Below are 14,487 nucleotides of genomic sequence, written 5' to 3'. Positions count from 1 at the left end.
GAGTGCATGTGAGTGAGTCGGTGCCGGGGACTCCCCCGGAAGTGTTCGCGCCCGTGGAGGCGCCGGTGAGTCCGCCCCAGGCCGCCGAGGAGGTCGAGTTCGTCCAGCTGCTGACGCCCGAAGGTGAGCGCGTCGAGCACCCGGACTACTCGTTCGACCTCGACGACGACGCGATCAAAGGCTTCTACCGGGACATGGTCCTGGTCCGCCGGATCGACGCCGAGGCGACCGCCCTGCAACGCCAGGGCGAGCTCGGGCTGTGGGCGTCCCTGCTCGGTCAGGAGGCCGCGCAGATCGGCTCCGGCCGGGCGTTGAACGACCGGGACATGGTCTTCCCGACGTACCGCGAGCACGGTGTCGCGTGGTGCCAGGGCGTCGACCCGCTGCGGCTGCTCGGCCTGTTCCGCGGCGTCGACCAGGGCGGCTGGGACCCCAAGGACAACAACTTCCACCTGTACACGATCGTGATCGGCGCCCAGACGCTGCACGCGACCGGGTACGCGATGGGTCAGCAGCGCGACCACGCGATCGGCGACGCCGAGAACGGCGAGGCGACGATCGCGTACTTCGGTGACGGCGCCAGCAGCCAGGGCGACGTGAACGAGGCGTTCATCTGGTCCTCGGTGTTCAACGCGCCGGTGGTCTTCTTCTGCCAGAACAACCAGTGGGCGATCTCGGAGCCGATCGACCGGCAGACCCGGATCCCGCTGTACCAGCGCGCCGCCGGCTTCGGCTTCCCCGGCGTCCGCGTCGACGGCAACGACGTGCTCGCGACGTACGCCGTCACGCAGCAGGCGCTGAAGCGGGCCCGCGAAGGCAGCGGCCCGTCGCTGATCGAGGCGTACACGTACCGGATGGGCGCGCACACCACGTCCGACGACCCGACGAAGTACCGGCTCAACGAGGACCTCGAGCACTGGAAGCTCAAGGACCCGATCGAGCGCGTGCACGCCTACCTGGCCCGGCACGCCGGGGTCGACCACGACTTCTTCGACGCGGTCGACGCCGACGCCGACAAGATCGCCGCCGAGCTGCGGGCCGGCTGCCTCGCGCTGCCGGATCCGGTGCTCACCGACTTCTTCAAGAACGTGTACGTCGAGGAGACGCCGCAGCTCGCCGAGCAGCGCGAGCAGTTCGCCGCGTACGCCGCGTCGTTCGAAGGCGAGGGCTGAGCGATGACCAAGATCACTCTCGGCAAGGCCATCAACGCGGGCCTGCGGGCCGCGATGGAGAAGGACCCGAAGGTCGTCGTGATGGGCGAGGACATCGGCAAGCTCGGCGGTGTGTTCCGCGTCACCGAAGGTCTGCAGAAGGACTTCGGCGAGGACCGCGTGATCGACACCCCGCTGGCCGAGTCCGGCATCATCGGCACCGCGGTCGGCCTGGCGCTGCGCGGGTACCGGCCGGTGTGTGAGATCCAGTTCGACGGGTTCGTGTTCCCGGCGTACGACCAGATCATCAACCAGGTCGCGAAGATGCACTACCGCTCCGAGGGCCGGATCAAGATGCCGGTCGTCATCCGGATCCCGTACGGCGGCGGCATCGGCGCGGTCGAGCACCACTCGGAGTCGCCGGAGACGCTGTTCGCGCACGTGCCCGGGCTCAAGGTCGTCTCCTGCGGCGACCCGGTGGACGCGTACTGGATGATCCAGCAGGCGATCTCGTCCGACGACCCGGTCGTGTTCTTCGAGCCCAAGCGCCGGTACCACGAGAAGGCGGAGCTGGACGAGTCCGTGCCGCCGGTGCAGCCGTTGCACCAGGCGAAGGTGGTCCGTGAGGGCGCCGACGCGACACTGTTCTGCTACGGCCCGATGGTGAAGACCTGCCTGCAGGCGGCCGAGGCCGCGGTCGAGGACGGACGCAACCTCGAGGTCGTGGACCTGCGGACGATCGCGCCGCTGGACCTCGCGACGATCTTCGCGTCGGTCAAGAAGACCCGGCGGGCGCTGGTGGTGCACGAGGCGCCGCTGTCGCTCGGCACCGGGTCCGAGATCGCGGCGCGGGTGACCGAGGAGTGCTTCTACCACCTCGAGGCGCCCGTACTGCGCGTGACCGGGTACGACACGCCTTACCCGCCGTCGCGGATGGAGGACGACTACCTGCCGGACCTCGACCGGGTCCTGGACGGCGTCGACCGCGTGATGGAGTACTGATGGGCATCCAGCAGTTCCGCCTCCCCGACGTCGGTGAGGGGCTGGTCGAGGCCGAGATCGTCAGCTGGAAGGTCAAGCCCGGCGACACGGTCAAGCTCAACGACACCATCGTCGAGATCGAGACGGCCAAGTCGCTGGTCGAGCTGCCGGTGCCGTTCGCCGGCGTCGTCAAGGACCTTCTGGTTCCCGAGGGCGAGACGGTCGACGTCGGTACGCCGATCATCTCGGTGGAGACCGATTCGCCGGCCGAAGCCCTGGCCGACGACATGGTCCCCACGGTCCCCGAGCCGGCCGAAGAAACCGGCGGCCGCACAGCGGTCCTCGTCGGCTACGGCCCCAAAACCACCGAAGCCAAACGCCGGGCCCGCAAGTCAGCGGCTTCTGCTCCGGCGGCTGCTCCGGCGGCTGTTGTCGCGGCGCCGGTCGCTGCCCCCGAGCCAGTTGTTGCTAAGAGCAATGAACAGGCTGCATCGGTACATGTGCTGGCCAAGCCGCCGGTGCGGAAGTTGGCCAAGGATCTGGGGATTGATCTGGGTGCGGTGACGGCTACTGGACCGGGTGGTGTGATCACCCGGGCTGATGTCGAGGGTCACGTGGCGGCTCCGGCTCAGGTTGAGGCAGCACCGGTGGTCAGTGCGCAGGGTGACACGCGTGTGCCGGTGAAGGGTGTGCAGAAGGTGATGGCGCAGGCGATGGTTGCCAGTGCGTTCACCGCGCCGCATGTGACCGAGTGGATCACCGTCGACGTCAGCGCCACGATGGAGCTGGTCGAGCGGTTGAAGGCCGACAAGGCCTTCCGGGACCTCCGGGTCTCGCCGCTGCTCATCGTCGCGAAGGCAGTCACGCTCGCGGCCCGTCGTACGCCGATCATCAACGCGGCCTGGGACGAGCAGGCGCAGGAGATCGTCTACAAGGGTGCGGTCAACCTCGGCATCGCCGCGGCCACCCCGCGCGGCCTGATCGTCCCGAACATCAAGGGCGCCGAATCGCTCACCCTGCCCGACCTGTGCAAAGCGTTGAACGACTTGGTCGCCACCGCGCGCGAAGGCAAGACCGCCCCGGCAGACCAGGCCGGCGGCTCGTTCACGATCACCAACGTCGGCGTGTTCGGCGTCGACGCCGGTACGCCGATCATCAACCCGGGCGAGGCCGCGATCCTCGCGTTCGGTGCGGTCCGCAAGCAACCGTGGGTGGTGGACGACGAGATCGTCCCGCGCTGGATCACCACGCTCGCGCTGTCCTTCGATCACCGCCTGATCGACGGCGAGAAGGGCTCGATCTTCCTCTCCGACGTCGCCAGCATCCTCGAGGACCCGGCCCGCGCACTGATGTTCTGATCCGCAGAGGAAGACCCGGGCAGACGACCGCCCGGGTCTTCGCCTGTTCGCGGGCGGACCCCAGACACTCACCAACGCTGCCTCTCGCGGTGTGCGGAGCACCGGCTGAGCGCGAGCCTGGGGCGAGCGCGCCGGTTGGTGAGTGCCACACGTCCGGGGTTTGACCTCAAGCGCTTGAGGTGTGTGACCGTGGCGGCATGACGGTTTTCACCATTCAGGAAGTCTCCCGCCGGAGCGGCCTGAGCGAGCCGACGCTGCGGTACTACGAGGACGCCGGGCTCGTCGGCCCGATCGACCGCGACGCGCAGAGCGGTCATCGCCGCTACCGGGACGCGGACGTCGACACGCTCGAGGCGCTCGCGTGTCTGCGCGCCGCCGGCGTCGGCATCGGCGATATGCGCACGTATCTTGCCAACCGGATCCGCGGTCGCGAGGCCGCGGCCGATCAGCGCGATCTGCTGCTGCGCCACGCGGAGCGGATCGAGGAGGAGATCGCAGCCCAGCGCGTGCGGCTCGATTACCTCCGCGAGAAGGCCGCGCTCTGGGATGCCCGCGACCGCGGCGACGCGACTGCCGAGGCCGAGACGATCGAGCGCCTCATCGGCGTGGTGGAGGTACTGCGATGATCCTGGTCACCGGCGGTTCTGGATACCTTGGCACCCACCTGATCGCCCGACTGCTTCGCGACGGGCAGGACGTTCGTACGACGGTCCGCTCGACGGCGCGCAATGCCGAACTACGCGCCGCCGTACGCCGAGGTGGTGCGGACGACGCCGGGTTGGAGATCGCCACGGCCGATCTCATGTCGGACGACGGCTGGTCGGCGGCGGTGGCGGGGTGCGCGGAGGTGCATCACGTCGCGTCGCCGATCCCGTTCACGCAGCCGGAAGATCCGGACGAGCTGATCGTCCCGGCGCGGGAGGGGACGCTGCGAGTGCTACGGGCTGCGAGTGACGCCGGTGCGCGACGCGTCGTACTGACGTCGTCGTTCGCGGCTGTCGGGTACACGCCCAAGCCGAGTGCGGAGTTCACCGAGGACGACTGGACGGATCCTGATACGCCGGGCCTTGCGCCGTACCCACGCTCGAAGGCGATCGCCGAGCGGGCCGCGTGGGAGCTGATGCGCGGCGCCGGCACAGAACTCGTCGTCGTGAACCCGACCGGGATCTTCGGCCCGACGCTCACCGCGGATCTCCGGTCGTCGACCCAACTGATCAAGCTGATGCTCGATGGCACGATGACGGTGGCGCCCAGAGCGCGCTTCGGCGTGGTCGACGTACGCGATGTCGCCGACCTGCATGTGCGCGCCATGGCCGCACCCGATGCCGCAGGCAAGCGTTTCCTCGCCGTGGCCGACGGTCCGACCGTCAGCTTCCTCGAGGTCGCAGAGATCCTCGGCCCGCCCGCTCCCACCGAGGAAGCGCCCGGTCCCGACCTGCCCCGGCCGATCATCCACAACGACCGAGCCCGAAACGAACTCGGCTGGCAACCCCGCGAGGTGAAGACGACCATCCTCGAAACCGCCGAAAGCCTCCGGGATCTCGGGCTAGTTCCAGGCGTCCTCTGAACGCCACCGCCAGCCGGCCATCGAAGGACGACCCCGCCGCCCGACCACCAACGAATGAAAGGTTGCGGACCAACTCCGTGGTCGCACTCGGAGCGTCCGGACCACGTCGGCGGCGACGTCTTCAGGTGATCGTCCGGGCAGCTGGAAGCGCAGGAACACCTGGAACTTCTCGGCCGGGGCAAACAGCGCCACCAGGAACTTGTCAGGATCTCGGTGATCCGCCGCGGCCCAGCTCAACTCGAGCCCGGCACCGGCGAGCACGTCGCGATCCACATCCTCGAGCACCAGGCGCGACGCCGTGTCGACGGGCTGCTGCCAGCTGCGGTCCGCAGCGAGCTGGTCGATCGCGGCGTCGTACGTCGTGGCGTCGAACGAGACCCCGTGATCGAGCGGCACGTCGACGTACCAGTCCCAGTGGACGGCGTCGCCGTCGCGGGTGATCTCGGTCTCGGTCGAACCGCAGCCCGGCTCACCACAGGTGCACCGGGCAACCAGAACCCGCCGCGGCTCCGCCGTTGCGACGAGCTGGTTCGCCGGGACGATCAGGTCGAACGGGTGCATGCCCATTCCGGCCCCGGCCTCGGTGATCTCGACGCCGTTGACGTAGACGAGTACCTCGTACGAGCGTTGTAGCTCGCGTGCCGGGACGATCTCGAAGCGGAGGTCGTCGGTGGGCAGGCGGGCGTACGTCGTACCGTCCTGGGTCACCTTCTGGCCGGGTGAGTGGCGGGTCGGACGCGGGATCGACAGCTCGTCCAGCGAGGTCCACAGGAGCCGGCGGAGCTCCTTCGAGCGAGTCGAATGAGGTACGCCGGCCAGCTCGCGTAGTGCGGGGGAGTCGAGTCCCTCGACCAGGAGGCGGGTGGCGACGTCGATCAAGCCGGCCGCGTCCGACGTACTGCGGGCGGCCGCGTCGTAGAAACGCTGCTCGAGGGAGACGTCCACCGGACCATCATCGGTGGTCGGCCGCGTGCTGACGACAGAGATACCGCGTCAGCGAGGCGGTCGGCTCCGGCGGCGGTCTGCGGTTGGCGTAATCCGGCTGCCTTCTGGGGTGGGCGGTGAGAGGGTGGGGCGGTGCTGGTCATCTTTGTGGTGCTGGGGGCGGCGGTTCTGCACGCCACCTGGAACGCGATGGCGCACGGGGCGCCGGACCGGGTCGCCGGGCTGGCGCTGTTCGAGCTCGCGGCCGGGGTGATCGGGCTTGTCGCGATTCTGCTGACGGGGCTGCCGCCGGCCGGCACGTGGGGGTACATCGTCGCGTCGGCGCTGCTGCACCTTGCGTATCTGGGCGGGTTGCTGGCGTCGTACCGGCTCGGTCAGTTCAGCCAGATGTATCCGTTGGCTCGCGGTACGTCGCCGTGGGTCGTGGCTGTGGTGTCGATCGTCGTACTGCACCAGCACCTGGCCGTCATCGAACTGGCCGGCGTGCTGCTGATCTCCGCCGGGCTGATCGGGCTCGTGTTCATCGGCCGCCCCGGTCGCCGTCAACTGCCGGCGCTGCTCGCTGCTTTTGGCACCGGCCTGATGATCGCGTCGTACACGGTCGTCGACGGGGTCGCCGTCCACAAGATGCCGGTCGCGACGTACATGGGCTGGGTCTTCATGCTCCAAGGCTTCGCGGTCCCGCTGGCCGTCGTGTTGTGGCGCGGCCCGCAAGCCTTCAACCTGCCCAAACCCGCCATCCTCTCCGGCCTGTTCGGCGGAGTCGTCTCGATGGCCGCCTACGGCCTCGTCCTCTGGGCCCAAACCCGAGGCACCCTCGCCGCCATCGCCGCCCTCCGCGAAACCAGCATCATCTTCGGCGCCCTGATCGGCACCCTCTTCTTCAACGAACGCTTCGGCCCCAAACGAGCCGCAGCCGCCGCCGTAGTAGTCACCGGCATCGTCCTGATCACCCTCGGATAGCTGATCTGTGCCCGGCCAGCAGTTGGTGTCGGACGACTTCGATCGGTTGGATGCGGCTGACGACCTCAGGTATCTGGGAGGCTCGGAGTGTGGCGCATCATCTGTGGCTTGATGTGGTGCTGATCGTTGCGTCGTTCGGGACCGCGCTGCTGTCTGGTGTTGCGGGCTTCGGTGGTGGTGTGTTGCTGTTGCCGGTGTTCGTTGCGGTGTTCGGTCCGCGCGACGCGGTGGCGGTGCTGACCGTTGCGCAATTGGCCAGCAACGGCAGCCGGGTCTGGTTCAACCGCCACGAGGTCAGCGGGCGCCTCGTCGCGATCTTCGCCGTCGGCGCGGTGCCCGCCGCGGTAGCCGGGGCGTTGCTCCTGGCCGGCGCGCCGCTCCCGGCTCTGACCCGGGTCATCGGGGCCTTCCTGCTTGCCATGGTCGTCTGGCGTCGCGTCCGGCCGGCGCGGGCTCGGGTCGGCGATCGCGGGTTCATCGCGATCGGTGCCGCCTCCGGGTTCGGATCCGCGCTGGTTGGCAGCGTGGGACCGATGGTGGCGCCGTTCTTCCTCGCCCGAGGACTGGTACGCGGCGCCTATATCGGCACCGAAGCAGCCTCGGCAGTTGTCATGCACGTCACGAAGCTGATCGTGTTCGGCGCCGCCGCCATCCTCACCTGGCGTACCGGACTGATCGGCCTTGCACTCGCTCCGGCAGCGGCCGGTGGTGCCTGGGTCGGCAAGAAGATCGTGGATCGGCTTCCCGTCACCGCGTTCATCATCCTGGTCGAGGCCGGCCTCGTCATTTCCGGACTACTCCTGCTGATCACCGGCGGCTGATCCGCTGCAGGTCGCAGACTGGGCGACGTGAACCTCAGTTGGTGGTCCGCTCTGATCAGCGTTGCGGGTGGCGTCGTGCTGCTGTGGGTGGCGCTCATCGTGGCGTTGTGGATCGGGAAGCCTGATGAGCTCACCGTCAAGGATGTGCTGCGGCTGCTGCCCGACCTGGTCCGGATGCTGCGGCGGCTTGCGGGCGACAAGACGCTTTCGGGCGGGGTTCGGGTTCGGCTGTGGTTGCTGCTCGCGTACCTCGCGCTTCCGATCGACCTTGTGCCGGACTTCATACCGGTGATCGGGTACGCCGACGATGCCGTGATCGTCGCCCTCACGCTGCGGTCGGTTGCCCGGCGGGCCGGCCCGAAGGCGCTGGAGAAGCACTGGCCGGGCACACCTGATGGACTGGCGGCGGTCAGGAAACTTGCCGGACTTGGTGGCTTGGCGTAGCAGGCCCGAGGAGTGAGTGGGGGTCCCGGGCGGTGGACCCCCACTCGGCTTTAGCGGTGGACGGCGTCCAGGGCGTCGGCGATGCCTTCGCCGTAGAAGGCGTTGTTGGCGGTGGTGCCGGTGCAGCGGGCGTCGGGGGTGGTCGGGCAGGCGGTGTCGTCGGCCTCGTGCCGCAGGGCTCGCTCGAGGTCGCGCGGGCCCCACCACGGGTGGGTGGACTTGAGCAGGGCGGCGACACCGGTGACGTGCGGGGACGCCATCGACGTACCGCTCATCAGGCCGTAGCCGCCGCCGGGCAGCGTCGACAGGATCGAGCTGCCGGGGGCCGCGACGTCGATCTTGTTCAGGCCGAAGTTCGAGAAGCTGCTCTTGGCCCGGGCCTGGGTGGTGCTGGCGACGGTGATGACGCCCGGGAGCTCGGTCGGCATGTCGAGGCAGTTGTTGTCGATCGTCCGGCTGACCGGGGTCGAGTCGTTCGGGCTGGTGGTGTCGGTGGTCTTGTTCGCCAGGTCGTAGTTCGAGTTGCCGGCGGCCGCGACCGACAGCGTCCCGCGGTCAGCGGCCCACGCGTACGCACGCCGTACGGCTTCCTGCACCGCGCCCTGGTCGCCGTTGTCCTTGCACCAGAACTGGAACGGGTCGATGAAGTAGCTGTGGTTCGTCACGTCCATGTGGTGCTCGGCGGCCCACACGATCCCGCAGATCGAGTACTCCGGGTAGATGAAGCCGTCGTCGTTCACGACCTTGACCGACGCGATCCGCACACCCGGCGCGACCCCGACGATGCCGATCCCGTTCCGCGCAGCGGCGACCGTGCCCGCGACATGCGTGCCGTGCGGACTGGTCGTCGGCCGCCAGATCCCGGGCGTCTGGTCCGGTACGCCGTTCTTCACGCAGCTGACCGAGTCGCGCGCGTCGAAGTTCGGCGCGAGATCGGGGTGGGTGTCGTCCACGCCGCTGTCGTTGATACCGACCAGCACGCGCCGCGAGCCGTCGGTCACGTTGTGTGCCTGGTCCGCCTTGATCTGGACCATGTCCCACTGCGAGCCCTCTTGCGGGTCGAGCACCGGCGTTGCAGTGGACTCGTCAACGGACCCGACCGAGCTCAGCCCGCCCGCGCCCTCGCTGACCGCCGCGGTCCGGGTGGCGCCGACCGACTGCACCTCGCGCCCGTTACGCCCGGATCGCACGTCGACCTTGAAGTTCGCGTTGGTCGACTGCGCGACCACCACCCCGAACTCCCGGTACGACGAGAGCACCGTCCCGCCGGCGTGCTTCACCGCGTCCTCGACCTTCCGGACGTGTCCGGGCGAGGCCTTGGTGTTGATCACGTAGTTCATCAGCGGCCCGGGCGTGGGGTCGTCGAGCGGTGCGGCGTACGCCGTCGCGGTGCTGAGGGACGTCAGCGCCAGCGTGGCCGCGGCCAGGCCGGCCGACAGCCTTCGGGGACGGGAAGTTCGGGACACGCTGCCTCCTCGGGGCGGGGCCCGGGCGGACGGGCCCGGGCCGTATCCGGAGACTCTAGAGCGGATTCCGGACCGAGGGAGTTCCTCATCCACAACGCAGGGGAAACCCTGCATTCGTCACTACCGAGCGTCCACCAGTTCACGCTCAGTTGCCCACATGCTGTGGATCGGCCTGTGGATAACTCGTGGACAAGCTGGGGAATAACCGGCCCCGCCGGTGGATTAGCTGTGTGTGTAAGATAGATACAACAGAGATACCAGTCGTATGGGTTGGGGAGTTCAGTGGTGAGCGGGTCGCCGGAGCCGGCGAGCGAAGCGTTGATGCTGGGAGACGAGACCGCGGAGATCGCGCGGGTGGTCGTCGAGGCCGCGCCGGGGGTGGAGAAGATCCCCGCGGCCGAGCGCGTCTACGCGTACGTGAAGGCAGCGATCCTCGATCGCACCTACCCGGGCGGCGAGCTGCTGACCGAGGGTGAGCTCGCCACGGCGGTCGGAGTCTCCCGTACGCCGGTCCGCGAAGCGCTCCTCCGCCTCGAGGAATCCGGGCTCGTGAAGCTGTACCCGAAGAAGGGCGCGCTCGTCCTCCCCGTGCTGCCGCAGGAGATCGAGGACGTCCTCGAGGCCCGCGAGCTGCTCGAGACGCACGCTGCCGCCAAGGTGTGGCCGCGGCGCAAGCAACTGATCGAGCGGCTGACGCAGCGCGTGGACGAGATGCGCGCGCACCGCAAGGCGGGCGACGCGAAGAGCTTCCTGGAGGCCGACCGGGCCTTCCACGAGGCCATCGTCGGTGCCGCCGGCAACGAAATCCTCGCCAAGCTCTACAACAGCCTGCGGGACCGTCAGGTCCGGATGGGCGTGCCTGGTATCGAGGTGCAGCCGGCCCGGATGGACAAGTCGATCACCGCGCACCAGGAGATGATCGACGCGCTCGGCGGCAACAGCGTCAAGCGGTTCCGGGAGCTCGTCGTCGCACACATCGCCGAAGCCGCGAACGATCTGCGGGGCACTCGGTGACCGAACTCCTCTTCCCCCTGGGCGGTCGGCGAGCCTGGGCGGTGTGGGCCACTGCTGTCCTGACGTACCTCGTCACGGTGCTGCACCGCGGCTCGATGAGCGTGGCCGGCCTGCAGGCTGCTGAGCGCTTCCACATCTCCGCATCCGCGCTGGCCAGCTTCACCGTCGTACAGCTGACTGTGTACGCCGCCATGCAGGTGCCCGTCGGCATCCTGCTCGACCGGTACGGATCCAAGCGTCTGCTGATCGCCTCGTCCGGACTGCTGTTCGTAGCGCAGTCAGCCTTCAGCCTGGTCGATTCGTACCCCGCTGCACTCGCCGCACGCGCAGTACTGGGTGTTGGCGACGCACTGGTGTTCATCAGCGTGCTACGCGTGGTCATGTCCTGGTTCCCCGCACTGCGGCAGCCGGTGATGTCACAGGCCACCGGAATGCTCGGTGGTCTCGGGGCGATCATGTCGACCGTTCCGATGGCTGCTGCCTTCCATGCGTTCGGCTGGACGCCCACGTTCGCCGGTGCGAGCGTGCTGAGCCTCGTGGCCGGCGTACTGGTCCTGTTCCTCATCAAGGACACGCCGTACGACGAACCGCTCCGTCGGGCCAAGCAGCCGCTCCATGAGGTCAGGAAGAACCTGCGTCGCGCCTGGAAGGAGCCGGGCACCCGGCTGGGGCTGTGGACGCACTTCACTACCAGCTTCTCCGGCAGCACGTTCGGACTGCTCTGGGGCTTCCCGTTCCTCGTGCAGGGCCAGGGCGTCGCGCCGACGACGGCTGCGGCGATGCTGATCCTCCCAGTGCTCGCCGGGCTCTGTTACGGCCCGCTGGTCGGGCGGTACGCCGCCAGGTTCCCGTTCTACCGGTCGTGGATCGTGCTGGCCGTCATCGCGGGCTCCGTGCTGATGTGGACCGTCGTACTGCTCTGGCCGGGTCGTGCGCCGATGCCGGTGCTCCTGCTGCTGATCGTCGTACAGGCCGCCGGCGGTCCGGGGTCGATGCTCGGACTGGACTATGCGCGGACGTTCAACCCCGCGACCCGGTTCGGTGCGGCCAACGGGATGGTCAACACCGGCGGGTTCATCGCCACGCTGCTCTGTATCGGCATGGTGGGCATCCTGCTCGACACCTCGTCCGGTGGAGCGCCGCAGACGATCGAGGACTTCAAGTTCGCGCTGGCGTTCCAGTACGTGCTGTGGGCGATCGGGACGCGGCAGATCCTCAAGTACCGCCGCAAGGCGCGCGGTCACCTGGCTCGCTACAACCCGGAGGCCTACCAGGCCCTGCTGGCCAACCAGATCGTCCCGCTGAAGGGCTGAGACAGCGCGCTGGCACGGGGTGTCAGGCAAGTGCCAGAGCGGTGCCAGGACGGCGCGCGAAGGTAATCCCAGTGAAGTAAGGCCACTGGGAGGAACTGATGACCACAACGAACCAGGTCGCCATCGAGGCGGTCGGTCTGGTCAAAAAATATGGCAACACGACCGCGCTTGCCGGCGTCGACCTGAGCGTGCCCACCGGCACGGTCCTCGGGGTCCTCGGCCCGAACGGCGCCGGCAAGACGACCGCGGTCCGCATTCTCGGCACCCTGCTCCGGCCCGACGCCGGTCACGCGACGGTCGGCGGGTACGACGTCGTCCGGGAGGCCGGCAAGGTCCGCAGCATCATCGGGCTGACCGGGCAGTACGCCTCCGTCGACGAGGACATGTCCGGCCGCCGGAACCTGATCATGATCGGCCGGCTGCTCGGATTCTCCAGGGAGCAGTCCCGCGCCCGGGCGGACCAGCTGCTGGAGCGGTTCGAACTCACCGACGCGGGTGAGCGGATCGCCAAGACGTACTCCGGCGGTATGCGCCGCCGGCTCGACCTGGCCGCGAGCCTGGTCGGCAACCCGAGCATCCTGTACCTGGACGAGCCCACCACCGGGCTCGACCCGCACGCCCGCAACGGTGTGTGGGAGACGATCCGCAACCTGGTCCTCGACGGCACCACGGTCCTGCTCACCACGCAGTACCTGGAGGAGGCCGATGCGCTGGCCGACTCGATCGTCGTGTTCGACAAGGGCAACGTGGTCGCCTCCGGCCGGCCCGCGGAGCTGAAAGCACAGGCGGGCAAGCAGTCGCTGGACGTCCGTCCGGCCGAGCCGGCGCACCTCGAGCGGGTCGCCGCGATCGTCGCCGAGTCGACCGGCACCCGGCCCTCGGTGGACGTGGTGAACACGCTCGTCAGCGTCCCGGTCAGCGACGGCTCGTCGATGCCGGTCGTCGTACGGCGGCTGGACGAGGCCGGGATCGCGGTCACCGAGCTGTCGCTGCGACTGCCGAGCCTGGACGAGGTCTTCCTCGCCCTGACCGGTCACACCGCCGAAGAGAAGACGTCCGACGCCGTACTGGAAGGAGCGGGTCGATGACCACCGCAACGCTTGAACCCCCTGCGCACCTCGCGCACCGGTCGCGCCCGTTCGCCTGGGTGTCGCAGAGCCTGACGCTGGCCTGGCGGAACATCGTCCGGATCCGGCAGAACCCGGAAGCGCTGGCGGACGTGACGTTCCAGCCGATCATCTTCCTGGCGCTGTTCCTGTTCGTCTTCGGCGGTGCGATCGCCGGCGGCGGCGGTTGGCGCGGGTACCTGCCGACGCTGCTTCCGGGCCTGCTGGTGCAGACGGTGGTGTTCGCGACGATGGGCACCGGGGTCGGTCTGAACGACGACTTCGCCAAGGGCGTGTTCGACCGGTTCCGCAGTCTGCCGATCGCCCGGATCTCGCCGCTGATCGGCGCCGTCCTCGGTGACGCGGTCCGGTACTCGCTGTCGATCGTGATCCTGATGACCAGCGGGTTCGTGCTCGGGTTCCGCTTCGAGAACGGGGTCGGCAACGGCCTGCTGGGCATGCTGATCGTGCTGCTGTTCGCGCTGTCGATGTGCTGGATCTGGGTCTGGCTCGGCCTGGTCATGAAGACCGCCCAGGGCGTGCAGGGCATCGCCTTCCTGGTGATGTTCCCGCTCACCTTCGGCAGCAACATCTTCGTCCCGACCAGCACGCTCCCAGGCTTCCTGCAGGCCTTCACCAAGGTCAGCCCGATCACCTACCTGGTGAACACGGAACGCGCCTTGATGGGCGGCGGCGCGCTCCAGAAGCCCCTGCTGATCACGCTGGCCTGGATGGTCGGCCTGGTCGCGATCTTCGCCCCACTAGCAATCCGCGCCTACCGCCGCCGTACCTGAAGCTGCGGTAGCTGAAATCTGTCGGTGGTGAGCGTCAGAGTTGTCGTATGACGACGACTTGGACGCTCACCATCGACTGCGTCGACCCGGCCGTGGTCGCGCGCTTCTGGTGTACGGCGCTGGGCTACACCGAGGCGGATCCGCCGGCCGGATGGGACACGTGGGAGGACTGGCTGACCGCGATGAACGTCCCCGAGGACGAGTGGAACGACGGCGCCTCGATCTCCGATCCGAACGGTGTGCTCCCGTCCATCTCGTTCCTCAAGGTGCCCGAGCCGCGCACGGTCAAGAACCGCCTCCACCTAGACCTGCAGGTGGCCGGCGGCCGCGCCGAGCCCCAGCACCTGCGCGAACAACGCATCCGCGCCAAAGCCGAAACCTTGCTGACCGCCGGCGCTGCCCTGATCCGCGAGGTCCCGATGGACAACTCCACCACCCTCGACCACCTCTGGATGCAGGACCCCGAAGGCAACGACTTCTGCGTCGTCTGATCAGGGCATCCAGGGGCATCCGAGGGCAGATTGACCGCGTTGTCCACAAGGGCATTTCAGGACAGGAGATTCT

At 68.5% G+C, this 14,487-nt stretch carries 15 protein-coding genes; 13 read left to right on the top strand and 2 right to left on the bottom strand.

Annotated features, from left to right (window positions below; genetic code table 11):
* The first annotated feature begins 8 nt into the window (after positions 1 to 8).
* From pdhA to ABT313_RS40665, 5 genes are all read left to right on the top strand, one after another.
* Entirely contained in the window at positions 9 to 1,172 is a 1,164-nt protein-coding gene (pdhA, locus tag ABT313_RS40685) for a pyruvate dehydrogenase (acetyl-transferring) E1 component subunit alpha (RefSeq protein ID WP_502884061.1), read from the top strand.
* 3 nt (positions 1,173 to 1,175) lie between these two features.
* Positions 1,176 to 2,153, top strand: a complete 978-nt coding sequence (locus ABT313_RS40680) for an alpha-ketoacid dehydrogenase subunit beta (RefSeq protein ID WP_350865742.1) — start codon at positions 1,176 to 1,178, stop codon at positions 2,151 to 2,153.
* A complete protein-coding gene (locus ABT313_RS40675) occupies positions 2,153 to 3,490 on the top strand; it encodes a dihydrolipoamide acetyltransferase family protein (RefSeq protein WP_350865740.1) in 1,338 nt (445 codons plus the stop codon). The genes ABT313_RS40680 and ABT313_RS40675 overlap by 1 nt, the downstream gene beginning before the upstream one ends.
* A gap of 197 nt (positions 3,491 to 3,687) precedes the next feature.
* Entirely contained in the window at positions 3,688 to 4,116 is a 429-nt protein-coding gene (locus ABT313_RS40670; RefSeq protein WP_350865738.1) for a MerR family transcriptional regulator, read from the top strand.
* Complete coding sequence (locus ABT313_RS40665; protein ID WP_350865735.1) at positions 4,113 to 5,057, top strand: NAD-dependent epimerase/dehydratase family protein; 945 nt, start codon at positions 4,113 to 4,115, stop codon at positions 5,055 to 5,057. Before ABT313_RS40670 ends, ABT313_RS40665 begins: the two co-directional genes overlap by 4 nt.
* Here the strand turns inward: ABT313_RS40665 and ABT313_RS40660 are convergent.
* Positions 5,037 to 6,002 carry a hypothetical protein gene (locus ABT313_RS40660; protein ID WP_350865733.1) on the bottom strand — a complete coding sequence of 322 codons (966 nt, stop codon included), beginning with the start codon at positions 6,000 to 6,002 and terminating at the stop codon, positions 5,037 to 5,039. The two genes, ABT313_RS40665 and ABT313_RS40660, sit on opposite strands and share 21 nt — an antisense overlap.
* A 132-nt stretch (positions 6,003 to 6,134) precedes the next feature.
* Here ABT313_RS40660 and ABT313_RS40655 point away from each other — a divergent pair, with 132 nt between their 5' ends.
* From ABT313_RS40655 to ABT313_RS40645, 3 genes are read left to right on the top strand one after another with little or no spacing between them, the layout of a single operon-like run.
* The gene (locus ABT313_RS40655) at positions 6,135 to 6,965 is read left to right on the top strand and encodes an EamA family transporter (RefSeq protein ID WP_350865731.1); all 831 of its coding nucleotides are present in this window, start codon (positions 6,135 to 6,137) and stop codon (positions 6,963 to 6,965) included.
* Between the two features lie 50 nt (positions 6,966 to 7,015).
* Positions 7,016 to 7,786 carry a TSUP family transporter gene (locus ABT313_RS40650; protein ID WP_350865728.1) on the top strand — a complete coding sequence of 257 codons (771 nt, stop codon included), beginning with the start codon at positions 7,016 to 7,018 and terminating at the stop codon, positions 7,784 to 7,786.
* A 27-nt stretch (positions 7,787 to 7,813) separates the two neighbouring features.
* Positions 7,814 to 8,230 carry a YkvA family protein gene (locus ABT313_RS40645; RefSeq protein WP_350865725.1) on the top strand — a complete coding sequence of 139 codons (417 nt, stop codon included), beginning with the start codon at positions 7,814 to 7,816 and terminating at the stop codon, positions 8,228 to 8,230.
* A 50-nt stretch (positions 8,231 to 8,280) separates the two neighbouring features.
* Here the strand turns inward: ABT313_RS40645 and ABT313_RS40640 are convergent, their stop codons facing one another.
* On the bottom strand, positions 8,281 to 9,696 hold the full coding sequence (locus tag ABT313_RS40640) for a S8 family peptidase (RefSeq protein WP_350865723.1): 1,416 nt from the start codon (positions 9,694 to 9,696) through the stop codon (positions 8,281 to 8,283).
* A 285-nt stretch (positions 9,697 to 9,981) separates the two neighbouring features.
* On the opposite strand from ABT313_RS40640, the gene ABT313_RS40635 reads away from it, so the two are divergent.
* The 5 genes from ABT313_RS40635 to ABT313_RS40615 all read left to right on the top strand — a co-directional run bounded on the left by ABT313_RS40635 (position 9,982) and on the right by ABT313_RS40615 (position 14,414).
* Positions 9,982 to 10,710: a GntR family transcriptional regulator gene (locus ABT313_RS40635; protein WP_350865720.1), complete on the top strand. Its 729-nt coding sequence runs from the start codon at positions 9,982 to 9,984 to the stop codon at positions 10,708 to 10,710.
* The gene (locus tag ABT313_RS40630) at positions 10,707 to 12,023 is read left to right on the top strand and encodes an MFS transporter (protein ID WP_350865717.1); all 1,317 of its coding nucleotides are present in this window, start codon (positions 10,707 to 10,709) and stop codon (positions 12,021 to 12,023) included. Before ABT313_RS40635 ends, ABT313_RS40630 begins: the two co-directional genes overlap by 4 nt.
* A 98-nt stretch (positions 12,024 to 12,121) precedes the next feature.
* The gene (locus tag ABT313_RS40625) at positions 12,122 to 13,111 is read left to right on the top strand and encodes an ATP-binding cassette domain-containing protein (RefSeq protein WP_350865714.1); all 990 of its coding nucleotides are present in this window, start codon (positions 12,122 to 12,124) and stop codon (positions 13,109 to 13,111) included.
* Positions 13,108 to 13,923 carry an ABC transporter permease gene (locus ABT313_RS40620; RefSeq protein ID WP_350865711.1) on the top strand — a complete coding sequence of 272 codons (816 nt, stop codon included), beginning with the start codon at positions 13,108 to 13,110 and terminating at the stop codon, positions 13,921 to 13,923. Before ABT313_RS40625 ends, ABT313_RS40620 begins: the two co-directional genes overlap by 4 nt.
* A 47-nt stretch (positions 13,924 to 13,970) precedes the next feature.
* Positions 13,971 to 14,414, top strand: coding sequence for a VOC family protein (locus ABT313_RS40615; RefSeq protein ID WP_350865708.1), 444 nt, complete (start codon positions 13,971 to 13,973; stop codon positions 14,412 to 14,414).
* The last annotated feature ends 73 nt before the right edge of the window (positions 14,415 to 14,487 follow it).

The organism is Kribbella sp. NPDC000426 (assembly GCF_040300265.1).
Classification (GTDB): Bacteria; Actinomycetota; Actinomycetes; order Propionibacteriales; family Kribbellaceae; genus Kribbella.
This window is presented reverse-complemented; position numbering and strand designations above follow the sequence as displayed.

Bases quoted from the DNA above. Each gene is read 5' to 3' on its own strand.
- ABT313_RS40620 (WP_350865711.1), top strand. From the start codon at position 13,108: ATGACCACCGCAACGCTTGAACCCCCTGCGCACCTCGCGCACCGGTCG.
- ABT313_RS40650 (WP_350865728.1), top strand. From the start codon at position 7,016: ATGCGGCTGACGACCTCAGGTATCTGGGAGGCTCGGAGTGTGGCGCAT.
- ABT313_RS40680 (WP_350865742.1), top strand. From the start codon at position 1,176: ATGACCAAGATCACTCTCGGCAAGGCCATCAACGCGGGCCTGCGGGCC.
- ABT313_RS40665 (WP_350865735.1), top strand. From the start codon at position 4,113: ATGATCCTGGTCACCGGCGGTTCTGGATACCTTGGCACCCACCTGATC.
- ABT313_RS40675 (WP_350865740.1), top strand. From the start codon at position 2,153: ATGGGCATCCAGCAGTTCCGCCTCCCCGACGTCGGTGAGGGGCTGGTC.
- ABT313_RS40625 (WP_350865714.1), top strand. From the start codon at position 12,122: ATGACCACAACGAACCAGGTCGCCATCGAGGCGGTCGGTCTGGTCAAA.
- ABT313_RS40670 (WP_350865738.1), top strand. From the start codon at position 3,688: ATGACGGTTTTCACCATTCAGGAAGTCTCCCGCCGGAGCGGCCTGAGC.
- ABT313_RS40615 (WP_350865708.1), top strand. From the start codon at position 13,971: ATGACGACGACTTGGACGCTCACCATCGACTGCGTCGACCCGGCCGTG.